22 protein-coding genes are annotated in these 23,821 nt (G+C 52.9%); 10 read left to right on the forward strand and 12 right to left on the reverse strand.

Going from position 1 to position 23,821, the window contains the following annotated elements; translation table 11 throughout:
• Positions 1-11: 11 nt before the first annotated feature.
• The 3 genes from CTZ24_RS26550 to CTZ24_RS26560 all read right to left on the reverse strand — a co-directional run bounded on the left by CTZ24_RS26550 (position 12) and on the right by CTZ24_RS26560 (position 4,477).
• Complete coding sequence (locus CTZ24_RS26550; RefSeq protein WP_208727240.1) at positions 12-1,478, reverse strand: glycoside hydrolase family 1 protein; 1,467 nt, start codon at positions 1,476-1,478, stop codon at positions 12-14.
• Positions 1,475-3,280 carry a beta-glucoside-specific PTS transporter subunit IIABC gene (locus tag CTZ24_RS26555; protein ID WP_208727241.1) on the reverse strand — a complete coding sequence of 602 codons (1,806 nt, stop codon included), beginning with the start codon at positions 3,278-3,280 and terminating at the stop codon, positions 1,475-1,477. The genes CTZ24_RS26550 and CTZ24_RS26555 overlap by 4 nt, the downstream gene beginning before the upstream one ends.
• Before the next feature lie 183 nt (positions 3,281-3,463).
• The gene (locus CTZ24_RS26560) at positions 3,464-4,477 is read right to left on the reverse strand and encodes a LacI family DNA-binding transcriptional regulator (protein WP_208727242.1); all 1,014 of its coding nucleotides are present in this window, start codon (positions 4,475-4,477) and stop codon (positions 3,464-3,466) included.
• 271 nt (positions 4,478-4,748) lie between these two features.
• Between CTZ24_RS26560 and CTZ24_RS26565 the strand changes: the two genes are divergently transcribed.
• The 6 genes from CTZ24_RS26565 to CTZ24_RS26590 all read left to right on the forward strand — a co-directional run bounded on the left by CTZ24_RS26565 (position 4,749) and on the right by CTZ24_RS26590 (position 10,610).
• Positions 4,749-5,069 carry a PTS sugar transporter subunit IIB gene (locus CTZ24_RS26565; protein ID WP_208727243.1) on the forward strand — a complete coding sequence of 107 codons (321 nt, stop codon included), beginning with the start codon at positions 4,749-4,751 and terminating at the stop codon, positions 5,067-5,069.
• The gene (locus CTZ24_RS26570) at positions 5,069-6,385 is read left to right on the forward strand and encodes a PTS sugar transporter subunit IIC (protein ID WP_208727244.1); all 1,317 of its coding nucleotides are present in this window, start codon (positions 5,069-5,071) and stop codon (positions 6,383-6,385) included. The genes CTZ24_RS26565 and CTZ24_RS26570 overlap by 1 nt, the downstream gene beginning before the upstream one ends.
• Positions 6,385-6,717 (forward strand): PTS lactose/cellobiose transporter subunit IIA, encoded by a 333-nt coding sequence (locus CTZ24_RS26575; RefSeq protein ID WP_208727245.1) that lies wholly within the window; start codon positions 6,385-6,387, stop codon positions 6,715-6,717. The genes CTZ24_RS26570 and CTZ24_RS26575 overlap by 1 nt, the downstream gene beginning before the upstream one ends.
• 38 nt (positions 6,718-6,755) lie before the next feature.
• The gene (locus CTZ24_RS26580; RefSeq protein ID WP_208727246.1) at positions 6,756-8,195 is read left to right on the forward strand and encodes a 6-phospho-beta-glucosidase; all 1,440 of its coding nucleotides are present in this window, start codon (positions 6,756-6,758) and stop codon (positions 8,193-8,195) included.
• 69 nt (positions 8,196-8,264) lie between these two features.
• Positions 8,265-9,065: a Cof-type HAD-IIB family hydrolase gene (locus CTZ24_RS26585; RefSeq protein WP_208727247.1), complete on the forward strand. Its 801-nt coding sequence runs from the start codon at positions 8,265-8,267 to the stop codon at positions 9,063-9,065.
• Positions 9,066-9,200: 135 nt separating this feature from the next.
• Entirely contained in the window at positions 9,201-10,610 is a 1,410-nt protein-coding gene (locus CTZ24_RS26590; RefSeq protein ID WP_208727248.1) for a 6-phospho-beta-glucosidase, read from the forward strand.
• A 57-nt stretch (positions 10,611-10,667) separates the two neighbouring features.
• Here the strand turns inward: CTZ24_RS26590 and CTZ24_RS26595 are convergent, their stop codons facing one another.
• A complete protein-coding gene (locus CTZ24_RS26595) occupies positions 10,668-11,903 on the reverse strand; it encodes an MFS transporter (protein ID WP_208727249.1) in 1,236 nt (411 codons plus the stop codon).
• 63 nt (positions 11,904-11,966) lie between these two features.
• Positions 11,967-12,917: a sugar phosphate isomerase/epimerase family protein gene (locus CTZ24_RS26600; RefSeq protein WP_208727250.1), complete on the reverse strand. Its 951-nt coding sequence runs from the start codon at positions 12,915-12,917 to the stop codon at positions 11,967-11,969.
• A gap of 235 nt (positions 12,918-13,152) precedes the next feature.
• Here CTZ24_RS26600 and CTZ24_RS26605 point away from each other — a divergent pair, with 235 nt between their 5' ends.
• Entirely contained in the window at positions 13,153-14,034 is an 882-nt protein-coding gene (locus tag CTZ24_RS26605) for a MurR/RpiR family transcriptional regulator (protein ID WP_208727251.1), read from the forward strand.
• Between the two features lie 10 nt (positions 14,035-14,044).
• Entirely contained in the window at positions 14,045-14,998 is a 954-nt protein-coding gene (locus tag CTZ24_RS26610; protein WP_208727252.1) for a ribokinase, read from the forward strand.
• A 73-nt stretch (positions 14,999-15,071) separates the two neighbouring features.
• Here CTZ24_RS26610 and CTZ24_RS26615 read toward each other — a convergent pair whose 3' ends face one another.
• The 7 genes from CTZ24_RS26615 to CTZ24_RS26645 form a co-directional block, all read right to left on the reverse strand.
• Positions 15,072-15,509: a 6,7-dimethyl-8-ribityllumazine synthase gene (locus tag CTZ24_RS26615; protein WP_208727253.1), complete on the reverse strand. Its 438-nt coding sequence runs from the start codon at positions 15,507-15,509 to the stop codon at positions 15,072-15,074.
• 33 nt (positions 15,510-15,542) lie between these two features.
• The gene (locus tag CTZ24_RS26620; protein ID WP_021186470.1) at positions 15,543-16,511 is read right to left on the reverse strand and encodes a sugar-binding transcriptional regulator; all 969 of its coding nucleotides are present in this window, start codon (positions 16,509-16,511) and stop codon (positions 15,543-15,545) included.
• 121 nt (positions 16,512-16,632) lie between these two features.
• Positions 16,633-17,490 (reverse strand): phosphogluconate dehydrogenase C-terminal domain-containing protein, encoded by an 858-nt coding sequence (locus tag CTZ24_RS26625; protein WP_208727254.1) that lies wholly within the window; start codon positions 17,488-17,490, stop codon positions 16,633-16,635.
• Positions 17,491-17,492: 2 nt separating this feature from the next.
• Positions 17,493-18,305, reverse strand: a complete 813-nt coding sequence (locus tag CTZ24_RS26630; protein ID WP_208727255.1) for a sugar phosphate isomerase/epimerase family protein — start codon at positions 18,303-18,305, stop codon at positions 17,493-17,495.
• Positions 18,305-19,081, reverse strand: coding sequence for a triose-phosphate isomerase family protein (locus tag CTZ24_RS26635; protein WP_208727256.1), 777 nt, complete (start codon positions 19,079-19,081; stop codon positions 18,305-18,307). The genes CTZ24_RS26630 and CTZ24_RS26635 overlap by 1 nt, the downstream gene beginning before the upstream one ends.
• Positions 19,082-19,084: 3 nt before the next feature.
• Positions 19,085-20,830, reverse strand: coding sequence for a dihydroxyacetone kinase family protein (locus CTZ24_RS26640; RefSeq protein WP_021186467.1), 1,746 nt, complete (start codon positions 20,828-20,830; stop codon positions 19,085-19,087).
• Positions 20,830-22,173 carry an MFS transporter gene (locus tag CTZ24_RS26645; protein ID WP_208727257.1) on the reverse strand — a complete coding sequence of 448 codons (1,344 nt, stop codon included), beginning with the start codon at positions 22,171-22,173 and terminating at the stop codon, positions 20,830-20,832. Before CTZ24_RS26645 ends, CTZ24_RS26640 begins: the two co-directional genes overlap by 1 nt.
• Positions 22,174-22,607: 434 nt before the next feature.
• Between CTZ24_RS26645 and rpiB the strand changes: the two genes are divergently transcribed.
• A complete protein-coding gene (rpiB, locus tag CTZ24_RS26650; RefSeq protein WP_208727258.1) occupies positions 22,608-23,066 on the forward strand; it encodes a ribose 5-phosphate isomerase B in 459 nt (152 codons plus the stop codon).
• Between the two features lie 31 nt (positions 23,067-23,097).
• Positions 23,098-23,821: thiamine pyrophosphate-binding protein (locus tag CTZ24_RS26655; protein ID WP_496198565.1), on the forward strand; the 724-nt coding region annotated here is incomplete at its 3' end.

The raw sequence follows: 23,821 nt of genomic DNA on the forward strand, positions 1-23,821 counted from the left end.
TCCCTGTGTTGTTAATTCAGGTCGCTGCCGTTGGTAGCAATGACCTTCTGATACCACCAGAACGAGTCTTTGCGCAGGCGTGCCAGCGTGCCGTTGCCTTCATCATCCTGATCGACATAGATAAAACCATAGCGTTTGGTCATTTGTGAGGTGCCTGCGCTGATGATATCAATGGTGCCCCAACTGGTGTAACCCATCAGCTCGACACCTTCATGTACCGCCTCGCGCATTTGTTCAAAGTGAGAACGGAAATAGTCGATGCGGTAACTGTCGTGAATTTTTCCGTCTTCAACCACATCTTTGCAGCCAAGACCATTTTCCACAATAAACAGCGGCTTGCGATAGCGATCATACAGCTCCAGCAGCGAAATCTTCAGTCCCACCGGATCAATCTGCCATCCCCAGTCGGAGGCCGGTAAGTAAGGATTCTTCACCCCCAGCACAGTATTTCCGGCGGTACGTTCGGCGTCCGGTTGGGTCGATTCGGTCATCGACATGTAATAACTGAAGGAGACGAAATCAACGGTGTGCTGCCGCAGGATGTCGAGGTCATCAGCGGCCACCAACAGTTCAATGCCGCGCAGTTCCAGGTCGCGTTTGATCAGCGGTGGATAGTTGCCAAACACCTGAACATCGGCATAGAACAGATTTTCGAGGTTTTTTTTCAGGCTGGCTTGCACATCATCAGGATGGCAGGTGCGCGGATAGGTAGTGAGCTTGGTCAGCATACAACCGACCTGGCTGCCGGGGATTTTGGCATGGCAATCACGCGTCACCAGCGCCGATGCGACAAACTGATGGTGCAGTGCCTGATAAATATCCTGCTTTTCCTGGCCCGGTGCGCATTTCTCTTCACGGATGCCTGCGGTGGTAAACGGATGACGGTGGATGCTGTCAATCTCGTTAAACGTCAGCCAGTAACGCACCAAATCTTTATAACGGTCGAAGCAGACGTTGCTGAAACGAACGAAGGCATCGACCACATTGCGGTGCACCCAGCCGTTATAACGTTCGCTGAGTTTGAGCGGCATCTCATAATGCGACAGTGTCACCAGAGGCTCGATATTTAACCGGCGCATTTCACCAAACAGGCGCTCATAAAACGCTAAACCGGCTTCGTTTGGCGCAGACTCTTCGCCATCGGGGAAGATACGGGACCAGGCAATGGAAACACGTAACACTTTAATCCCCATCTCGGCGAAGAGCGCCAGGTCCTGCGGGTAGTGATGGTAAAAATCGATGCCGCGGCGCTTCGGGTAGAAGGCATCATGAGTGCCATTGAGCGCATCCGCCACATTCTCATCGGTCACCGCCATGTGTGCGGTGAAATCCTTGAGATCCAGATTGGGTTTCCAGTTGATGGCATCCGCTACGGATGGCCCTTTACCGTCCACATTCCAGGCGCCTTCGGCCTGATTAGCCGCAATCGCGGCACCCCATAAAAATCCTCGTGGGAAGGTGGCTTGCGTTACCGTCATAGAGACTCCTTGAACGTCATGATCGGGGAATGAAGGGTGAGTGGGGTGTCAGCAGCGTTAGTGGTGAAGGAAAAACGTTCGCTATTGGTAATAACCATCACAATGACGGGATCAAAACCTGCCGTGTTGATGGCATCAAGGTCGAATTCCACCAGCAGATCACCGGCCTGTATGGTTTGTCCCGCCGTGACGCGTGGATGGAAACCTTTGCCGTTAAGTTTGATGGTGTCGATACCAATATGCAGGATCACTTCTGCCCCCTGAGTCGTCAGCAGGCTTACGGCATGCCCACTGTCAAAAACGTTGCTGATTACTCCATTGGCCGGTGCGAACAGTTTGCCGCTGGTTGGTATCACGGCGATGCCGTCCCCCATTATTCCGGCAGAAAAAACATCGTCTTGCACCTCGGCCAGCGGGATCAATCGCCCTTCAGCCGGCGTAACAAAGTGGTTGAAATCGGTCACCTGAGCGGCTTTTTCCCGCCAGAAAAACAATGTGGCAACAAATGAGATGGCAAATGCCAGACCGGCGCCCAGCAAGGCGTACAGGATATTCCACGGGCTGGTGGGCGAGATAAACATCGAGATACTGGCAAGGCTGGGGCTGACCAGCGCGAAGGCTTCCACCGTCATCCAGCCTAAAAAGCCACCGCCGATCACGCTGGCCGCCATCACCGCGTACAGCGCGGTTTTATTCAGCAGCGTGATGCCGTACAGCGCGGGTTCGGTGATGCCGCACAAGGCAGAGATCCCGGCTGAGAGCGCGGTAGACTTCATCACCTTGTCTTTACTGCGCAACGCAATCGCCAGGCAGGCACCCGCTTCGGCAATGTTATGCGCCAGCGAGGCGGGCAGATACAACATCTCACGGGAGAACTGCCCCATTGACGCCACGACATAAGGGATCATTGGTTTATGCATTCCTGCCGCGACCATAAAGGGTAATACCCCGGCCAGCAGAGCGGTGGCGACAAATCCCAGCTTGCTGTACAGCCACAGGATCACCGTCGCCAACCCGGAACCCAGCTCAAAACCGAGTGGCCCGAGGATCAACAGCGTCACTGGCACGGTGACCAGCAGGGATAACATTGGTGACAGGAAAATGCGTAGCGCCGAGGGGGAGTAACGATTGAAGAACCGTTCCGCGCGGGAATAAAACAGTACGCACAAGATGGCGGGGAACACCTGTGAGGCATAGGCGATATTCTTCAGGTCGAAGGAGAACAGCGTGATACCTTCCGCCAGCTGCTTTGACATCATCGGTAGTACCATCACCGACACGGCGGATACCGCGACCAGCACATTCACTTTAAGTTTGTTGGCAGTGGTAATGGCGACCAGAATGGGCAAAAAGTACAGGGGTGCCGAGCCGATATTGTCCAGTATTTTGTAGGTATCGCTGCTGCGCGGCAGCCAACCGAGTAGATCAAGCAGGATCAGCAGTGACTTCAGTACCCCGCCACCCGCGATGGCAGGCACCAGTGGCTGAAAGACGCTAATCACAAAATCTACACAGCGCGCTGCCCAACGGGCTTCACTGTGGCTACCGGTTGCTGGCTGTCCGGCTGCCAGCGCTTTCACTGCGTCATAGATTTCCACCACATCCTTGCCAATGATTACCTGGCATTGCACATTGACGCGTACCCCCAACACGCCGGGAATGGCAGCGAGAGCGGGTTGGTCGATACGCGTATTGTCACGCAGGGTCAGACGCAGTCGGGTGGAGCAGTGTTCAATGTGATCGATATTCCCGGCACCGCCGACATGCGCAATGACGGCTTTCGCTGTGGCTTGATAATCCATATACCACCCTCTTTTTTTGCCAAAAAAAAAGACCTGAAGCCGGCTTCCGATTTGGAAGCGAGCTTCAGGTCTTGCCTGGTTACCCAGTTACACGCCTGTCGACATTTCTAACGTCAGCGGCAAAGTGCTGTCAAAACAATCCCGAGCGGTTAATGATGAATTGTGATGTACACGACGTTTTACTTAACCATAGGGGCCATCACCAACGGATTGTCGATGGATCAATTCGCCACACATCAGGGACAACGCGCTAACCTCCTCGCCATCCAGCATTTTCGTGAGTTGCGCGAGGGCGCTGGCGACCATTTCTGCCATCGGAACATGCACCGATGTCAGCGCCGGGATGGTGTAGGAGGCGATGGGAATATCATCAAAGCTGAGCAGCGACACATCCTGCGGAATGCGCTTGCCCGCATTGTACAGGGCAGAGGCGGCCCCGATAGCCATATCGTCGTTACTGGCAACAATCGCCGAGAATGTCACGTTGCGTGCCAGCAATTCTTCAGCGGCTTGCTTACCGCTTTCCATGGTCCAACTGCCATCCAGCATCAACGCCGGTGCCATTGGCAAATTATTTTGGGTCATCGCGGCCTGAAACCCTTTTAATCGACTGAGACCGGTGTGAGAGCTGCCCATCCCTTTGATAAACGCGATATCGCGATGCCCACGGTGAATCAAATAATTCACCGCATCGAAAGTGTCTTTCTCATGGTCGGCACAGACGGAATATTGGGGAAACTTTTTTAGCCGGCGGTTCAGGATGATCAGGGGTTTGCTCAGGGTGGGGATCAGTTGGTCGATTTCTTCCACGCTCAGATAACGCGGGTAAATGATCACCGCATCACAACGGCTGTCGATGAGGAAATGAATGGCATCGCGCTCCTGCTGCGCGCTGTGTTTACCATCGGCCAGCACCAACTGGGAGCCGAGCTGTTCGGTCAGGGTCGCCACCTGAAACATCAGTTCGCTGAAAAACGGGCCATGATAAAGGGTATTAGGCACCATCAGGCCAATGCTATGCGAACGGTTGGTCGCCAGGTTACGTGCCACCAGATTGGGACGATACCCCATCTCGTCGACTGCCTGCATCACTTTGTCGCGCACCGTTTTGGACACATAACTGTGTCCGGCCAGTACACGGGATACGGTTGCCTTCGAAACGCCTGCGCGTTGGGCAACATCAAGCATGGTAATCATTCGTGTTCCTTGTTAGCTCACCTGCCTATTGTAACCAATAATACCGGCAACAGTAAAAGCCTGCCTTAAAATAACGCGTTGGCTATGTTGTTAAAATTAAACAGCATCGGGATGGAATAATCTGAAACCGGTTGCAGATTATTTTAACTTTATCACAAAATAAGCCGATACTTCGTTTGAGTTATAGATCACAAAAAAGATAAATTGAATCTGTAACCGGTTGCAGAGATGGCGAGTGACGCGTAAGAATTTAGAAAAAAAGGAGGGTGTCATGGTTAAAATCTTATTGTGTTGCTCGGCAGGAATGTCCACCAGCATGGTGGTGCAGCGAATGGAAAAAGCCGCGGTGCAGCTGAGTCTGGATGCCCGTATCGAAGCGGTAGGTATGGAGGAGTTCCGGGATAAAATCGCCGATTACGACTGTTGTCTGCTCGGTCCACAAATTAAATACAAGCTCACGGATTTCCAACAACGCGCAGCAGAATTTAATAAACCTGTCACCGTCATTAACACCATGGATTACGGCATGCTGAATGGTGAAAAAATTCTGAAGTCTGCCCTTTCCCTGATTGATTCCCATAAGGGGGCATAATGAGCACACTGGCTGATTCATTATTTGGGGTGATCGAGAATCGTATCAGTCCCATTGCCGCGCGGCTCTCCTCGCAGCGACATGTGGTGGCGATAAAAGATGGCTTTATTGCATCGATGCCATTTTTAATTGTTGGCTCTTTTATGCTGCTGTTCTCGCATCCTCCGTTCAGTGAAACCAGCCAGTGGGGATTTGCCCAGTGGTGGCTGGGTATCGTTAAGCAATACAACGATCAACTGATGATGCCCTACAACATGACGATGGGCATTATGGCGGTGTTTATTACCGGTGCGATTGCCTATAACCTGGCCCAGAGCTACAAACTTAACGGCCTGATGGCGGCGCTGCTGGCGTTGATGACGTTTCTGGTGGTGGCCGCCCCTGCAAAAGATGGGGCGCTTTCCGTCGCTTCGCTGGGCGGGGAAGGAATTTTTACCGCCATTCTGATCAGCCTGTACTGTACCGAGGTGATGCATCTGCTGGTGAAGTACAACATCGGTTTCAAACTGCCGGAGCAGGTGCCGCCGAAAATTCGTCAGTCCTTCGATCTGCTGATCCCGATTGTGGTGATATTTCTGACGCTCTATCCGCTGAATCTGTTTATGCAGAGCCACTTTGGCTTACTGATTCCGCAGGCAATTATGGCGGTATTCGCACCGATCATTTCCGCGGCTGATTCCCTGCCTGCGGTGCTGATTGCGGTGCTGCTGTGCCATCTGCTGTGGTTTGCCGGTATTCATGGTGCGGCAATTGTCGGCGGTATTTTGCAGGCATTCTGGTTGAGTAATCTGGGGCTTAACCAGGAAGCGTTAACCGCCGGGGAGCCTATTCCGAAAATCTTTATCGAACCTTTCTGGCAGTTCTTTATTACCGTCGGCGGTTCAGGTGCGACGATGGGGCTGGTGATTCTTTACCTGCGCAGTCGTTCCGCTCATCTGCGTTCTATCGGGCGTCTCGGCCTGGTGCCCGGCATGTTCAACATCAACGAACCGATTATCTTCGGCTCACCGGTGGTGATGAACCCGCTGCTGTTTATTCCGTTTATCACGACGCCATTGCTGAACGCCATCATCGCCTGGACGGCCACGCGTACCAATCTGATCAACCATGTGATTTCTCTGGCTCCCTGGACCACGCCCGGTCCGATTGGTGCGGCCTGGTCTACCGGCTGGGACTGGCGTGCAGTGGTACTGGTGCTGTTCCTGATTGGCCTGTCGACCCTGATTTATTACCCGTTCTTCAAGATGTATGAACGCCAGCTGCTGCAACAGGAAGCGGAGATGGCGCATGAAACCCTGGCAGAGGAGATGAAGTGATGAACGATATGGAAACCACGGTGATGGAACTGATTATCCATGCCGGAGAAGCGCGTTCCTCGGCGATGCAGGCCTTACAGGAGGCACGCAAACACAACTGGGGCGTGGTGGAGGCGATGCTGGAAAACGCCAGCCAGGCGGCGCGTGAAGCGCACAAAATTCAAACCTCACTGATTGGTGCGGATGAAGGCTGCGGCAAGATTCCGGTCAATCTGATCATGGTGCATGCGCAGGACCATCTGATGAACGCCATGCTGTGCCGTGACCTGGTGGAAGAACTGATTTATCTGCACCGCGAGGTGCAGGAACTGAGCAAAACCCAAACGCATTAATGTCGCAAGACGTCGTTAATCTACTTAAAGGAAGGATTATGTCTGACAAATTACCGGCAGGTTTTTTATGGGGCGGTGCCGTGGCGGCCCATCAGGTAGAAGGTGGCTGGAATGAGGGCGGTAAAGGCCCAAGCATCGTTGATGTGTTAACCGGTGGCGCACACGGTGTGGATCGTGAGATCACCGACGGCGTGATAGCGGGAAAACATTACCCCAACCATCTGGCGACTGATTTCTATCATCGCTACAAAGAAGATATCGCGCTGTTTGCTGAGATGGGGTTCAAATGTTTCCGCACCTCAATCGCCTGGACGCGCATCTTCCCCAAAGGGGACGAATTAACCCCGAACGAAGCGGGTTTGCAGTTCTATGACGACATGTTCGACGAACTGCTAAAGCACGGTATCGAACCGGTCATTACCCTGTCGCACTTTGAGATGCCGCTGCATCTGGTGAAGCAGTATGGCGGCTGGCTGAATCGTGAACTGATCGATCTGTTTGTGCGTTACAGCGAAGTGGTGCTGAAGCGCTATAAACACAAAGTGAAATACTGGATGACGTTCAACGAGATCAACAACCAGCGCAACTGGCGCAGGCCGTTGTACGGTTACAGCAACTCCGGGGTGATTTTCACTGACCATGAGAAACCGGAAGAGGTGATGTATCAGGTGCTGCATCATCAGTTTGTCGCCAGCGCTCGGGTGGTGAAACTCGGTCATACCATCAATCCGGATTTCAAAATTGGTTGTATGCTGGCGATGGTGCCGCTCTATCCCTGGTCCTGCAACCCGGACGATGTGATGTACGCGCAAAAAGCGATGCAGGATCGCTATCTGTTCGGCGATGTGCATATGCGTGGTGCTTACCCTTCTTACATTAAGAAAGAATGGGAGCGTCGCGGATTCCACATTGAAATGGCCCCCGGTGATGAGCAGACGCTGCGTGAAGGCTGCACCGATTATCTCGGCTTCAGCTATTACATGAGCAACGCCGTGGAATACGCAACGGCGACGCAAACCGCGCATACGCCGCTGGAAGCCTTTCCCGGCAGCCGCAAAAACCCGCATGTGCCGGCATCAGACTGGGGCTGGCAGATTGATCCGGTCGGGCTGCGTTACACCCTTAACGCGTTGTATGAGCGTTACCAGAAACCGCTGTTTATCGTGGAAAACGGTTTTGGCGCCATCGATAAAGTGGAAGCCAATGGCGAGATCAATGATGACTATCGCATCAGCTACCTGCGTGCGCACATCGAGCAGATGAAGAAAGCAGTGCTGGAGGATGGTGTTGACCTGATGGGCTTTACCCCGTGGGGCTGTCTGGATTGTGTGTCATTTGGCACCGGCCAGTACAGCAAACGCTACGGTTTTATTTATGTCGATCGTAATGATGATGAAACCGGCGATTTCTCCCGCAACAAAAAGAAAAGCTTCGACTGGTATAAAACCGTTATCGCCAGCAATGGTGAGCAACTTTAAGTCGATCAATTAACACGTCGCGGCGCGTTTTAAATCGTGCCGCGACGGAATATGTTATGGAATCATGTTTTGATTAAATTAATTATCAGCGATCTGGATGGCACCTTTCTGAATAGTCAGGGCGATTATGATCGAAAATTGTATCGCGAAGTTCGCCAGTTGATGCAGGAAAAAGGTGTCCATTTTGCCGCCTGCACCGGTAAACAATGTGAACGGGTGGAGGAGTTATTTGGCGATAATTCGCGTGATATCTGGATTTTGGGAGACAGCGCCACCCGCATTAAACGCAACGGCGAATTTATTTATCAGTCGCTGATTGATAATCATCTGGGGCAGCAAATCATCGCCGCCCTGCACCAGGCGAGTTCCCGGCATGTGGTGATCGCCTGTACCCCATCTGGTGCGGTGATCCGTCAGGATACCCCCGCCCATCTGGCCGAGCGGGTTCGCCACTCTTATGCCAGCCTGCGGAAGGTGGAGGATCTCAGCCGCCTGACTGACGATTTTGTCAAAATTACCGTCTATGACGAAACGGGAAGCTGCCCGCAGACGCGTCCGTCTCTGACGCCATTTGAACATCAGGTGTATATCGTGGTAGCCGAAGCTGCGTGGATCGATATTGCCAATGAGGGGATACATAAAGGCAGCACTATCCGGCGACTTCAGGAAATGTTAAATATTGGTCGTCATGAAACCATGGCGTTCGGTGACGGTTATAACGATATTGAATTACTTTCTGAAGCGGAATACAGCTTCGCCATGCGCAATGGATTTGATGAAACCAAAAAAGTGGCGAATTTTATTACAGGTTCTAATGATGAAAATGCGGTGTTAAATACTATCAAACGTATTTTGTCGCTACAAAATTAATAAAATCTGCGTCCTGTTTTCAATAAAAATATTCAGTCTCCAGGAAAAATATCATCCACGAGGTGAGGGCGAATGCTGGTCATTATCAGGCTGGCACGCTGTTGCCTGACCTGTAACCTGACGGAGTGCTGTCCTATGCAAAATAAGATAAAAATTGTCACTATCGGTGGAGGTTCAAGCTATACCCCTGAATTGATCGAAGGGTTAATTGTCCGACAGGCACAATTGCCGATTGCCGAATTGTGGCTGGTCGATATCGACGCGGGTGCGGAGAAAATGGAGATCGTCGGCAACATGGCAAAGCGTATGATTGCCGCCGCAAAACTGGACTGGCAGGTACATCTGACCCTCGACCGGCGTGAAGCCCTGAAAGATGCTGATTACGTCACCACCCAATTCCGCGTTGGTTTACTGGATGCCCGACTGAAAGACGAGGTGATCCCGCTGGCAAACGGGCTGCTCGGCCAGGAAACCAACGGTCCTGGCGGTATTTTTAAAGCTTTCCGCACCATTCCGGTGATCCTCGATATCATCAAAGATATGCGCGAACTCTGTCCAAATGCATGGCTGGTGGATTTTACCAATCCGGCCGGGATGGTGACCGAAGCAGCGATTAAACAAGGCAAATGGGAGAAAACCGTCGGCTTGTGTAATGTGCCATTCGGCCATATCAACCAGGCGTGTGAAGTGCTGGCGAAAGAGGAAAAGGATCTGTTCTTCAAATTTGCCGGTCTTAACCATTTTCACTGGCACCGCGTGTGGGACCAGCAGGGTAATGAACGTACCGCCGAATTGATCGAGAAAATCTATGCGCCGGAGCACCGGGCGAAAACGGATGAGGGACTGAAGAACATCCACCAGATCCCGTTTCATTATGAGCAGGTGAAACACCTCGGGGTGCTGCCTTGTGGTTATCATCGTTATTACTACCTTCAGGAGCCGATGCTGGCCCATGCGGTTGAGGAGTTCGAACGCTATGAAACCCGTGCTGAAGTGGTGAAAAAGACGGAGGCGCGTCTGTTTGAACTGTATAAAGACGTTAACCTGAACTATAAGCCGGAAGAACTCAGCCAGCGCGGAGGCGCGCATTACAGTGATGCCGCCTGTGATCTCATCGCATCGATTCATAACAACAGCGGCAAATTAATGGTGGTGTCCACCCGTAATAACGGAGCAATTGCCGACCTGCCGTTTGACTGCATCGTGGAGGTGACGGCATCGATTACCGCACATGGCCCTGAACCGTTGCGCTGGGGCGCATTGCCGTCTGCCGCACGCGGCATGATTCAGCTGATGAAGGCGATGGAAGAGACGGTGATTGAAGCGGCTGTTACCGGTGATTATGGTGCGGCGTTACATGCCTTTACCATCAATCCGTTGATACCGGCGGGCGACACGGCGATTAAAGTGCTGGATGAACTGTTGTATGCGCACAAAGCCTGGTTGCCGAAGTTTGCAGATAAAATCGCAGAAATAGAAAGAAATAAGCCGGAAGTCGTGCAGTTTGTGGATCGGTTACTGGCAGATAGAAAAACGCACGCCTAAGCAAAAGACAACCAAAGCGCCACAGGCGCTTTGGTTGTCATATTCTGTATGACGGAATCATGCGGCTTTATCTTTCATCGCCACCTGGGAACCCAGCTCATCCGGGGTTTTCAGGAACGGTGTCAGTACTGCGCTCAGAATATATAGCCCGGCGTAGATACCCAGTACACCGCCAGCACCTAAAGAGGTGTAGAACAGGGCGGTGATTGCCGGAGCGATAAAGGCACCCAATCCGGCACCGAGGTTGAGTACTGACATGGCGGCACCTTTACTTTCAGGGGCCAGCATCGGGAACAAGGCGGAAAGCGGTACATAACCCGCCATCGTAACCCCGCACAGGCAGAGGACAAACGCCATCACATAGAAGTTATGGCCCAGCAGCTGGGGCACCAGCCAGACCAGAACCAACACAATGGCATAGCCCACGCCACCGACCCAAAGAATGGTATTACGCCAGCCAAATTTGTCGCCAAAGAAGCCAAAGAAGAGATTGGCGAAAATAGCCACGACAAACACAGCCGACCACATATGCAACCACTCGGTTTTGCTGTAGCCAAAACTGATCAGATACAGCGGCAGAAAGGTTGCCAGTCCATATTGTGCGACGCCATTGATTGATTTGACCACCAGCCCCATTGCAATCACCGGGCGTTGCAGGATAGTGATGCCCTTCATCAATTCGGCGGCACTAAAAGGATGGATTTCTGATGCAGGAACCTTGTCGCGATTTACCCAAATTGCCAGGGTGGCGCCCACAATTACGAATCCCATCCCGGTCCAGAGCACATGGATCTCCCCCATCACCGGAAGCGCCAGCGAGGAGAAAAAAGGTCCAATCACGCTCAAGCCCAGGGAGAAGGTAAACCAGAACCAACCCACTGCGGTTGAACGGCGTTCCAGCGGTGTACTGTAGTTAATCCACACGAGAAAGGAGTAAGCAAAAAGTGGATAGCCGATGCCGCGAATGGCATAGAACGGCAGCATCACGGCCATGTGCATCGAATGTAAGCCGATGCCGATAAAGCCAATGCTTCCCACGACAAAAGCAATCAAACCATACAGCATCACTTTGCGCGGCCCCAGTGTCTGCACAAAGACCCCAGTGACCCAGGCCGCCAGCGTTACCGCGATGCCATAGGCGGTAATCAGGAATGAGGCTTCAGCAACGGATAACCCTTTTTCAACTAACCAGATAGATATCCATGCCTGTTCAACACCGTCACCAATCATGAATATTGTCAGACCAATATAACCCCACAACAAATTTTTAGGTAAACCCAGTAGATTAAACATAGTTCCCCCCAGTGCAGGACACTGTATGGATAAAGAGACGAGGTAAGATAAATATAATTTTTATTAATTAATCATCTTCAGAACCAGGGATTGAACTTTAATCGCATCCTGATCTCTGATCAGACGTTCCATTTCTTCCAGACCAATTTGATCAATAAAATTCGACAGCGTTTTATACATGCGAATGTTTTGCGCGCATTCTGCTACCGGATCTTCCCGGCTGGGGAACGTATCAAAATAAACCAGCCCGTCAAAATTCACACGCTTCGCATAATAGATATATTCCAGCGTCTGCATCAGATGTACAGAACCCAGCATTAATCCATCATCAAAATGACCATAGCCATCATTCAGATGAAATCCAACTAGCTTGTTTTTACGTGCCGACAGGAATAATGAAAAAGCCGGGTTCTCTTTTTTCATGATCATGTGACAGAAATCAAGAGTGATACCGAAGTTTGGCGAACCCACATCGTCGATCAACATTAATGTTGAAGAAACATCCCCGATAAAGGAAAACGTCCTCGGCTCATAAGGTTTGTATTCAAAGCTGAACTGCATATCCGGGTGAGCTTGAGTCACCTGTTGCAAGGCGTTAACCAGTAATTCGTAGGCTCTGAAGTAATCCTGCTGGAAGGGATAATCGTAGCCGTCATAGCCGAACCAGAGCGTGACCGTGTTGCCGCCGAGGAATTTACACATTTCTGCGGCTTCCAGCGTAATGCGGATGGCCTTATTACGCAGTGCCTCATCGGGATTGGTAAATTCGCCGTTAATAAATTCTTTGTTATAACGTAGGGCAATGCCGCCAACTTTTAAACCGTTATCGGCGATGCAGGATTTAATCACAGACTTGTCCTGACCGATAAAATGTTCAGGATAATTCAATTCAATGTGGGTAAGACCTTCAGCCTGACCCATGCGAGTAATAAGATCACAGGTGTCCATATTATTCTTTGCTGAGAATAATTCAGGGCGAGATCGGAATGAATTGATACGGGACGAGAATTTCATGGCTTTTACCTTTAATGGAACGTCGGCAGAGTTATAAGGCAACTTGCTTTTGGGGTAAATGCCATGATGCAAATGATACTGAAAGTAAAATCATAATCAGAGAATGAAGGTTAAAATTTTACTCCGAGTAAAATACAAAAATAAAACATTTCACAACCTGTGACGCAGTTAACATTTTCGCGCTGAGAGCACATGCTAACCTTTTCCGCAGAAGGTTATTTGGTGGGTGAGTAGTATGCATAATCGTTTAAAAGGAAACGAAATATTTTTACTGGCGCGTACGCTGGCACCGGAGTTAGGAAGAAAAGAAAGGTCGATTGCACGATTTATTGATGATAATCCCGAAACGCTGGCTTCCATGTCTATCAGTGATATTGCCGATTATCTCGATGTCAGTGTCGCCAGTATTACTAAGGTGGCGAAAAAACTCGGTTTTACCGGTTTTCATGATTTAAAAATGAATATCGGGAAGAATGTCACTGTCTCTGAAGAGTTTATTGATGTCCCTCCGGTTTCCGGTGGTGAGTTTTACACTGAAAAGATTGTGGAAAGTACACTTTATAACTCCATTCTTGCCCTACAGGAGGCGTTGAAGGCGATAGATATTGCGGTGGTGAAATCAGTTGCCGCGCTGTTTATTCATCGCAGTGAAAACGCGCGGATAGTCATTGCTGGATGTGGTGGCTCTGGATCGATATGCGAAGATTTTAACCACAAGCTACTTAAAATTGGTATTTTCTCGTCGGTATTCAGCGATAGCCATAAGCAATTGATGAGCGCCTCACTGATGAGGCCGGGCGATATTTTATTGACAGTGTCTCATTCCGGGCAAACAACCGATATTATCAATATGACCAGGATGGCGAATGAGAAAGGTGCGGAGACGATTTGCCTGACTAATTATCCTAACAGCCCATTAAGTCATATCTCGCGCCACGCGATTATCTCATCGGTAAAAAACAATCCGATCACGGGTGAGAATGCAACAACGCGCATTGTTCATCTGAATATTCTGGATGCCATTTTTACCATTATTGCCAGTAAGACCAGTGAATTTAGTCAGGAAAGTTTACACAATACCAGAAACGCTGTGACGTCTAAACGCACAGTCAGTTAAGGATTTTATTATGAATGTTGATGTGGTTGTTATCGGCAGCCTGAACTATGACATCCTGGTGCAACAGGACCGTCTGCCTGATATTGGTGAAACCTTCACGGGCAATGAATTAATGTTGATGCCAGGCGGGAAAGGGGCGAATCAAGCCGTACAATGTGCCAGGCTTGGATTAGCCGTCAGCATGGTAGGCTGTGTTGGTAATGATATTTATGGTCGTGAATTAATTTCATCGCTGCATGAGAACCATGTTGGCGTCGATCATATTGCCGCGCGCGGTAATAACTCCGGCATCGGCATTGTCCAGATATTAGAATCAGGCGATTACTGTAGTACGATCATCAAGGGTGCAAATTATCTCATCACCGAAGACGACATTACTGATGAGTTGTTTGTAAATAAACCGTTGGTCATCTTTCAGTCAGAAATTCCGGCCAATATTGTGGAATATGCTATTCAAAAAGCGCACAAGTGGGGCAGTAAAATTCTGGTCAACAACGCACCCGCCCGTCATATTCCCGATGAAATGCTAAGGCTGATCAATTATCTGGTGGTCAACGAGACCGAGGCGAGTTTTATGCACGCTGCGCCCGTTAACTCGGTTGAGGAAGCTTTGAGCTGCGCCGTGCAGCTGAAGAAACGCATCGCAGGTGAGGTGATCGTCACGTTAGGCGAGAAGGGGGCGGTCATCTCTGGCGACGTGAGTGCGCAACATTTTCCGGCGGTTTTCTGTCCGGATGTTGTTGATACCACCGGGGCAGGCGATTCCTTTATTGGCGGGATTGCTTACTGTCTTGTGAAGGGGATTTCATTGGCGGAAGCCGTACCGTTTGCTGCCGAGATCAGCTCCTGCTCAATCCAGAAATACGGTGGACAAAGTTCTTTCCCTATGTTGCCTGATGTGGCTCATGCGCTGCGTGTTAATCAGGAAAGCGTTCAATCAGTGGCAGCCACTGAGCAGCGATAAAAATATAACCAAGTTATTCCGTTATGTTATCCACGTTGGACAGGTCAGAATATAGCCTGTCCAACATCGTAAATTAGTCGATTGACAACTGGGTTATCGCCAGCACCGCGCGTGCCGCTTCTGCGCCTTTCTTCACAAAATGCTTTTCATAAAACTGAATAAATTCGTCGGCGGGTTGGAAATTGTGTGGCGTCAGTGAAACCGAGAACACCGGGACATTGGTGCTTAATTGCACATTCATCAGGCCATCCACGACCGCCTGAGCGACAAAATCATGACGATAAATGCCGCCATCGACCACCAGCGCGGCGCAGACAATGGCGTCATAGTGGCCGGTTTTTGCCAGGCGTTGTGCCAGTAAAGGCATTTCAAACGCACCAGGGACGTCCAGCGCCTTCACCTCGGCAGCGACATTTTGCAGCGTAAGTTCCTGCTGAAAACCTTCCAGCGCCTTACCGACAATCTCTTTATGCCAGCTGGCTTTAATAAAGGCGATATTCAATTTCTTCATAGTGACTCCAGTTTTCCACTGCAATTTCGGTATTTATTGTTTTGACAGGCTAAGAATAGTGCGAATATTTTGTGCCGTGGTGGCGATAATATCGATGGCACCGGTGCGTAGCGCGCCGAGAATCGCCATTGCTTTGGTATTCTCCGAGGCCACGGCGATGACACAGGGGATCTTACGGAGTTCATCAATACTAAGGCCAATCACCCGATCGTTCATCACAGTATCAACTTGTTGTCCCTGCGCATTAAAAAAAGCATAACCCGCGATGTCGCCAGTCACGCCCTGATTAACGCTGGCATCAATGATTTCATGGGGCGAGAACCAGCCCAGCTTCACCATATAACTGTTTTCATTCATATCACCGATGCCTACCAGCGCAATATCGGCTTTGCGTGCGCGATCCAGCGTCTCTTTAATGGTGCCGTTCTGCATAAAGGCATCTTTCAGCGCGCGGTTTTCCACGTAAGCCGGTGCATACAATGTTTCGCTGGTGCCACCAAACTTTTTCGCCAGACGGCGGCTGATATGGTCTGCATTGATGGCATCACCAGGCCGGTGTGTGCCACCGATCCCGCAGATGAACTGACACTGGCGCATTGGCACCTGGCCGGGATGATCGGCGACTGCCGCCACGTTGCTGCCCTGACCGACGGCAACCACGGTGTTTTCTTTCAGCGACTGCGCCAGATGGGAGGAGACCAGCGCCGCCACCTGACGGCGTTGCTCGTCCGTATCCTGAAGGTCCAGCGCGATCAGCGCGCGTTGCAGTTGTGGGAAACGTTCCAGGAGTTGTTGTTCGAGGCGGGTGCTAAATACCGGATGGTAACGCACGTTGATTTCAACGATGCCTTCTTCACGCGCGCGCTTCAGCAGACGGCCTACCTTAATGCGTGAGATACCAAACTTTTGCGCGATCTCTTCCTGAGTAATTTCGTCCTGATAATAGGCAACCGCAATTTCCGTCAGCAGCTCGGCATCCTGAGAGAGCGTGTTTTTATTCATGGGTTAACCTGCCTGACAGCGTGATATCTGAGTGAATCAATATGCGATAGGGGGGAGTTATATCACTGATACGACTCGCTTTACCAGACGGCGGCGCAGCGAGTCGCTATAGGCATCACGTTTAGCGGCGGATCGCGTCGATTTTCAGCATACGGGCGATCACGATATCCAGTTCTTTCTGATCGAAGATCTGTTTCCAGTCAGGTTTCACGATTTTCTCACGTCCGTACTCCATCGCAATCATACAGGCATCAGAGAACGGGTTGGTGGCACGGAACGCCACAGCCAGCGCAATCTGAATATGGCCGTACAGCATCGCTTTGGCGGCTTCTTCGGGCACGCCGCTGTGTTTCACGGTTTCATCCAGCGCTTCTTTCATAAAGGCACCGACCATACAGGCCACGGTTTCCACCAGCGTCGGCTCCAGATAAGCCAGTTGCGTCACCGTTACCCAATGGACTTGCTCTACCGGGCCATACATCACGCTGATGACTTTGCTCAGCTCGGCTTTTTGCGCGTCGCTACCGGTTTCATAAGACGCGGCAACATGTTGAATCGCGGCCACACCACCAAAGGCGTCGGCGTGTTCTTCCTTGGTGTAACGCGCCAGGAAGACTGAAGGGTGGCAGGGATGGGCCACAGCGTATTCAATGCCGTCGCGTTGCGCAATCAGGTTGGCGTACGCTGCTGCCGGATCGAGGGTCAGCAATACCGCACCTTTTTTCATCTGCGGCACAACGCCTTCAGAGACTTTTCCCAACACTATATCCGGCACCGCCAGAATCACCACGTCACTCAGGGGCACCACCGATGCCGCATCTGACAGCTCACGCCCCTGGGCAGTGACCTGTTCCTGCGCTTTGGCTGAGTTTTCACAGTAAAACACCTGATAGTCGCTTTTCTGGAAATTGGCAGAAATGCGCATGCCCATTTTGCCGCCTGCGCCAATAACGGTGATGGTTTTCAGTGTATTGCTCATGGTTATGACTCCTGATCTTGTTTACTACGTAAGAATTCCACGGTGCGGCGCGTCCATTCGGCTTCGCGCTCACAAGTAAGGGCTGCATCGTCCTGCCACGGCAGCCAGTGTTCGACGATCTGATTAATGTCCCGTTCCGCCGGGCGCACGCTGGCAATCATCCGGTCGTAATCGAGCAGGCCGTCACCCATCGGGCAACCGGCAAAGGTAAAGCCGACCCAACCGTCGCGGCGGGTGAAAGCGAAGTCTTTGATATGCAGATTGCCGACGCGCGCGGCGGTATTGGCAATCACCTGTTCCGGCAACTCCAGCCCGGCTACGCAGTTCGCGGGGTCAAGGCAGACGCACAGCCAGGGGGAGAGAAATTTGTTGATGACCGACATCATTGCGCCGCTGTTGACCTGCTCATAGGTTTCCAGGCACAGCCGCACCTGCTGACGGGCAAAATCCGGCAGCACGGCGGCGATAAGCGTACTGGCTTCTTCCAGTGACGGGCGATGGTCAGCGGTGTAGAACATCGAACGCACCACGCGGGCATCGAGGATTGCGGCCATATGCAGGTAACGGCGCAGATGCGCGGTGCCGAGGCCACGGGTGCCCAGCTCCAGCGTGATGCCCAGCGCATCCGCCTGCTGGCGCAGCGCCTGCAACTGTTCATCTGACCAGCTTTCAATCGCCGGGTAATCGCAGATCTGGAAAACCGACACGTCCAGCGCCGCCGTCTGCTCCAGCATCTGGCTGAGCGTGAGTGGCTGAGGGACTTTCGCTGACATGCGCCAGAAAAACGCATAGGTACTGAGTCCGATACGGCTCATTAACGGATCTCCTTTAAAAGCACACTGGCTTCATCAACAATTTGCGCCAGCGCCTGCGGGTCATGAGCAAAACGCCCGAGAAACAGCCCATCTACGCTGCCGCCCAGACGCTGAATCAATCCCGGCCCGGCGCTGCCGCCGTAAATTACCTGTAAGGTAATGCCTTGTGGCGTGGGTAACTGGCGCAGTCCGTCACAGACCGCCCGGATATAGCTGTCCGGTGCGGGCTGCGGCGCGCCAATCGCCCACTGCGGTTCGTAAGCAAACAACAGGCTGCCTTGCAAACCCTGGTGTTCCGCTTCTGCTAATGCTTCTGCCAGTTGCTGCGCACAGAGCGCAATCGCCTGCTCAGGATGGCCTTGCTGTTCTTCACCGATGCACAGCACCGGGGCCAGACCGTGGCGCAGTGACATCGCCACTTTGGCGGCGATCTGGTTTTTATCTTCATGGAAGTGACGGCGGCGTTCGGCATGACCAATTTCCGCCAGTGAACAGCGCAACTCCTGCAACATGCTGGCGCTGACTTCACCGGTCCATGCGCCATTTGCTGCCTGACATACGTCCTGTGCGCCAAAACGCACCGGGGTATCGGCAAAGATCTCAGCCACTGCCGGGATCGCCGGGAAGGCGGGCAATACAAACAACCCGATGTCGCCTTGTTGAATGGCCGGATGGCGTTGTGCCAGCGCGGCGACATCCCGACACCATGTCAGCGTTTGCTGATAGCCAAAGTACATTTTCAGGCTGACGCCAAGCCAGACTTTCGGTTGCGCCATCGGTCAGGCTCCCTGCTCGCTGGTGGTTTGCTGTTTCAACAAATCACCCACGGTATTGACCACCATCGCCAGCGAAATGGCCCCGGCATCCGGGGTACCCAGACTTTTCTCGGCCAGCGGGCGTGCACGTCCCATCTTCGGCAGCAGTTGAGCGGTGGCCTGCGCGGCCTGTTCGGCCACCCCGGCTGCCGTCAGCCAGGCATCGGTCAACGACACGCCTTTGGCTACCGCCGCACTCAGGCTGTCGCTGAAGGGGACCAGCACATCCACCATAGTTTTGTCACCCACGCGGGCTTTGCCAAAATGCATAATGCCCTCTTTGGCGTGCCGCACACCGTTGGCGACGCGTCGCGCATCAGGTGCATGCTGATCGCCAATCGCGGTGCCGAGTGCAGTCAGCGCCACGCCCCATAACGCACCGGAGGTGCCACCGGCTTTATCCGCCCAGGCATCCGCTGCGCGACACAACAGGCTGCCCGCTCCGGCACCGCGAGCGGCGACGTCACGCGCTTTCGCCACGGCACCGAGTGAACCACGTTCCATACCAATGCCGTGATCGCCATCGCCTGCGACCGCATCGATATCGCCCAACTGCTGCGCATTGCGTTGCAGCATGGCGGTCACCGCTTCCAGTAGTTGCAGCACGCGCTGCGCACTCTCCTGCGATTCGGCGGAAGCGGGCGGCAGCGGTTCTTCCGCGCTTTCCAGACACTCCGCCACGCTGAGCGGCTCGGCGGCAATCACGCTACCTTTGCGATAGGCAGGGGTATTGGCCGGGGCGCGCCAGAAGGTTTCCAGTTCATCATCCAGCCACATCAGCGTCAGGGAAGCCCCGGCCATATTGAAGCTGGTGACAAACTCGCCGACATCCGGCTCCACCACCTGCAATTGCGCCTCGGCCAGCAGTTGTGCCACCCGGCGATACACCACAAACAGTTCTTCGTATTTCACCGAGCCGAGGCCGTTCAGGATTACCGCGACCCGTTGACCGGCGGGTTTCTCGATGCCCGGTGGCAGTTCGCCCAGCAGACGATCGACGAAGATCTCCGCCAGCACATCGGCGCGCGGGACATCGTCTTCTTTAATACCGGGTTCGCCGTGGATCCCCATCCCCAGCGCCATCCGTCCTTTTTCTACTTCAAACAACGGATGTTGCGCGCCCGGCAGACTACAGCCGGAAAACGCCACGCCAAATGACCGGGTACGTTCATTGGCGTGTTGCGCCAGTTTCAATACCGCAGCGAGGTCATAGCCGGCTTCTGCTGCGGCACAGGCGGCTTTGAACACCGTCAGATCCCCCGCCACGCCGCGACGTTTTTCACGTTCGTTGACGCTGGCACTGGAGATATCGTCGGTGACTGCCAGCACTTCGCAGGCAATACCTTCAGCGCGCAGACGTTCACAGGCCTGGCCGAAATGCAGCACATCACCGGCATAGTTACCGAACATCAGCAGCACGCCTGCGCCGTTATGGGCAGCGCGCGCTACGTTGTAGATTTGCTGCGCCGATGGGGAGGCGAACAGGTTGCCCATCGCCGCACCGTGTGCCAGACCTTGTCCAACCAACCCGGCGAAGGCCGGGTAGTGACCGGAACCGCCTCCCACCACCACCGCGACAGTATCAGCCTGGCTGCGGGTGCTGCGTACCACGCCGCCCGGTACCTGACGCACTTTGTCAGCGTTTGCCGCGACAAATCCTTCTATCAGTTCTGCGGCAAAGGCCGAAGGTTGGTTAAACAGGTACGTCATTATTGTTGCTCCTGTGCGAGAGAAGTTGGCTGATGCAGAGGTTGTGGACGGCGGCGGTTAAGCAGCAACATCAGGACGGCTGACAGCAACATGAATCCTCCTACCACAAACATCGGCAGGGCATAGCTTTGGGTAGCGTCGTGCAGCGCGCCGGTGATATAGCCGGCAGAGAAACCGGCCACGTTGCCCAGGGTATTGATCAGGGCGATGGCGGCGGCGGCTGAGGCACCGGTCAGGAATTGCGTCGGTAAGGTCCAGAAATTAGGTAAGGCCGCAAAAATCGAGCTGGCGGTGATGGCGATCACCAGAATGGTGGTCAGTGGCGAATCCATGTAAAGCGCCAGCGGTACGCTGATGCCGCCCGCAATCGCCGGAATCGCGATGTGCCAGGTTTTGCAGCCACGACGGGTAGCATCTTTTGACCAGAAGAACATCACTACGGCGGCAATCAGATAGGGCACGCCAGTAATCAGCCCTTTCTGCATTACGTTAAAGGTGGTGCCAAACTGCTGCTGGAAGCCCGCGATAATGGTAGGCAGGAAGAATGCCAGCGCATACAGACCATAGATAAAGCCGAAGTAGATCAGGCACAGCATCCAGACTCGGCCATTGCCCATCACCGAACGTACGCTGTGGTGAGCTTTGTGTTGTTTCTGCTGATGCTCGGCGTCCAGTTCGCGGGTCAGCCAATCTTTCTCCTCAGCATTGAGCCATTTGGCCTGACGCGGGGAATCCACCAGCCAGAACAACGCCGCGATACCAATCAGAATCGCCGGAATCGAGACACCCATAAACATCACGCGCCAGCCTTCCAGACCGAACAAACCGTGTTGCTCAATCAGGCCAGCGGCCATCGGTGCGCCAAACACCACCGTCAGCGGCTGGGCGAGGTAGAACAGCGACAGGATCTTGCTGCGGTGGCGTGCCGGTACCCACATGCTCAGATAAAGAATTGCGCCGGGGAAGAAGCCCGCTTCGGCAATACCCAGCAGCAGACGCAGGGTGTACAAGCCTTCTACGCTGCTGACCCAGGTGAACAGCAACGACACAATTCCCCAGCTGATCATGATGCGAGCCAGCCAGCGGCGTGCGCCGAAGCGATGCAGCGCCAGGTTGCTTGGCACTTCCAGCAGGATATAACCGATAAAAAACACGCCAGAGGCCAGGCCAAACTGCAACGCGGTGAGGCCCAGATCCTGGGTCATACCATTCGGACCGGCAAAGGAGATGGCGGTGCGATCAAGGAAGTTGATAAAGAACATCAGCGCGACGAACGGCACCAGGCGCCAGGATATTTTGCGGATAGCGGATTGCTCCACCGCCGCCAGATTTGGCTGACTCATAACGCACCTCCATGACGTGCGCGGTTGAACTTGATAAGTGGTGTTGGCCAGACGCAAACGGCGCGATGGCGGCAGGTGATACAGGGCTGATTACACATATTCGAGTCCTTCAAGGGTCTTCTTGTGCTTTGGTATCTGTAGCGAACAAATGAACATTACACGGATAAATGAGCAGCTCTCAAGTGCCATTTTTGAAAATTGTGAGACGGCTCATATGTTATGAAACTGATCAATAATTCGGAGTTCGTGGCGTAAAAAAGCGCTGTGCCTTGTTTTGTGCGGCTCTTGTGGCGGGTGGGTGGCAATATTTCAGCAACAAAACAAAAGAACTCATATTGAACATATGAACGATATTGTGGCAGGCTGTAGGCGAAGAAGAGTTGATCGCCTGTGTTGCACACAGGCATGAGCGCATAACCTGCTGGAGAAGATGTATGAAAACCATTGCCATTGGTGCCGATGACGCGGCTATCGATTTGAAAAACCTGATTAAACGCTATCTGGAAGAGAAGCAGTACGTTGTCCAGGATTACAGCAACGACGCGCAGAATGATCGTCCGATGTATCCGGATGTCGCGTTTGCATTGGCAACCGCCATCCAGCAGGGCGAGCATGATCGTGGCATTTTGCTGTGCGGCACCGGCATTGGGGTGGCGATTGTGGCGAACAAAGTCGCTGGCGTGCGCGCGGCGCAATGCCATGACACCTTCTCAGCGGAACGCGCGCGCAAAAGTAACAACGCGCAAATCATGACGATGGGATCTCGCGTGATTGGACCGGAGCTGGCAAAGAATATCGTTAATGCCTGGTTGGCGTCGGAGTTTGAAGGCGGCGGTTCAACCGCGAAAGTCGAAAAAATTGGCTACTACGAACAGGTGTGTCAGGCGAAGTAACTCACCGCCATCTTTATCTCTGGAGAACCTTATGTCATCACGCCGTGAACGGGCCAATGCCATCCGCGCGCTCAGTATGGATGCAGTACAGAAAGCCAAATCGGGACACCCGGGTGCCCCAATGGGGATGGCCGATATTGCTGAAGTGCTGTGGCACGATTATCTCAACCACAACCCGACCAACCCGCAATGGGCGGCGCGCGACCGCTTTGTGCTGTCTAATGGTCACGGTTCGATGCTGATTTACAGCCTGCTGCACCTTACCGGCTACGATCTGCCGATGAGCGAGTTGCAGAACTTCCGTCAGCTGCATTCCAGAACGCCAGGTCACCCGGAATACGGCTACACCGCAGGCGTTGAAACCACCACCGGCCCGCTGGGTCAGGGTATCGCTAACGCCGTCGGCTTTGCGATTGCCGAACGCACACTGGCTGCGCAGTTCAACCGTCCGGGCCACGACATCGTGGACCACAACACTTACGTGTTTATGGGCGACGGCTGCATGATGGAAGGTATCTCACACGAGGTGTGCTCCATCGCCGGTACGCTGAAGCTGGGCAAACTGGTTGCCTTCTATGACGACAACGGCATCTCCATCGACGGTCACGTCGATGGCTGGTTCACCGACGACACCGCAAAACGCTTTGAAGCCTATGGCTGGCATGTGGTGCGCGGCGTGGACGGTCACGATGCCGACGCCATCAAAAAAGCGGTGGAAGAAGCCAAAGCCGTTACTGACAAGCCATCCCTGCTGA

The organism is Pantoea phytobeneficialis, from assembly GCF_009728735.1.
In the GTDB taxonomy this organism is placed as follows: Bacteria; Pseudomonadota; Gammaproteobacteria; order Enterobacterales; family Enterobacteriaceae; genus Pantoea; species Pantoea phytobeneficialis.

Excerpts from the sequence above, each read along its gene's own strand:
- CTZ24_RS26610 (WP_208727252.1), top strand. The coding sequence starts at position 14,045 with ATGAATGTTGATGTGGTTGTTATCGGCAGCCTGAACTATGACATCCTG.
- CTZ24_RS26555 (WP_208727241.1), bottom strand. The coding sequence starts at position 3,280 with ATGGATTATCAAGCCACAGCGAAAGCCGTCATTGCGCATGTCGGCGGT.
- CTZ24_RS26550 (WP_208727240.1), bottom strand. The coding sequence starts at position 1,478 with ATGACGGTAACGCAAGCCACCTTCCCACGAGGATTTTTATGGGGTGCC.
- CTZ24_RS26590 (WP_208727248.1), top strand. The coding sequence starts at position 9,201 with ATGCAAAATAAGATAAAAATTGTCACTATCGGTGGAGGTTCAAGCTAT.
- CTZ24_RS26565 (WP_208727243.1), top strand. The coding sequence starts at position 4,749 with ATGGTTAAAATCTTATTGTGTTGCTCGGCAGGAATGTCCACCAGCATG.
- CTZ24_RS26615 (WP_208727253.1), bottom strand. The coding sequence starts at position 15,509 with ATGAAGAAATTGAATATCGCCTTTATTAAAGCCAGCTGGCATAAAGAG.
- CTZ24_RS26630 (WP_208727255.1), bottom strand. The coding sequence starts at position 18,305 with ATGAGCCGTATCGGACTCAGTACCTATGCGTTTTTCTGGCGCATGTCA.
- CTZ24_RS26580 (WP_208727246.1), top strand. The coding sequence starts at position 6,756 with ATGTCTGACAAATTACCGGCAGGTTTTTTATGGGGCGGTGCCGTGGCG.
- CTZ24_RS26645 (WP_208727257.1), bottom strand. The coding sequence starts at position 22,173 with ATGAGTCAGCCAAATCTGGCGGCGGTGGAGCAATCCGCTATCCGCAAA.
- CTZ24_RS26595 (WP_208727249.1), bottom strand. The coding sequence starts at position 11,903 with ATGTTTAATCTACTGGGTTTACCTAAAAATTTGTTGTGGGGTTATATT.
- CTZ24_RS26570 (WP_208727244.1), top strand. The coding sequence starts at position 5,069 with ATGAGCACACTGGCTGATTCATTATTTGGGGTGATCGAGAATCGTATC.
- CTZ24_RS26635 (WP_208727256.1), bottom strand. The coding sequence starts at position 19,081 with ATGGCGCAACCGAAAGTCTGGCTTGGCGTCAGCCTGAAAATGTACTTT.
- CTZ24_RS26620 (WP_021186470.1), bottom strand. The coding sequence starts at position 16,511 with ATGAATAAAAACACGCTCTCTCAGGATGCCGAGCTGCTGACGGAAATT.
- CTZ24_RS26560 (WP_208727242.1), bottom strand. The coding sequence starts at position 4,477 with ATGATTACCATGCTTGATGTTGCCCAACGCGCAGGCGTTTCGAAGGCA.
- CTZ24_RS26605 (WP_208727251.1), top strand. The coding sequence starts at position 13,153 with ATGCATAATCGTTTAAAAGGAAACGAAATATTTTTACTGGCGCGTACG.
- rpiB (WP_208727258.1), top strand. The coding sequence starts at position 22,608 with ATGAAAACCATTGCCATTGGTGCCGATGACGCGGCTATCGATTTGAAA.
- CTZ24_RS26600 (WP_208727250.1), bottom strand. The coding sequence starts at position 12,917 with ATGAAATTCTCGTCCCGTATCAATTCATTCCGATCTCGCCCTGAATTA.
- CTZ24_RS26575 (WP_208727245.1), top strand. The coding sequence starts at position 6,385 with ATGAACGATATGGAAACCACGGTGATGGAACTGATTATCCATGCCGGA.
- CTZ24_RS26640 (WP_021186467.1), bottom strand. The coding sequence starts at position 20,830 with ATGACGTACCTGTTTAACCAACCTTCGGCCTTTGCCGCAGAACTGATA.
- CTZ24_RS26625 (WP_208727254.1), bottom strand. The coding sequence starts at position 17,490 with ATGAGCAATACACTGAAAACCATCACCGTTATTGGCGCAGGCGGCAAA.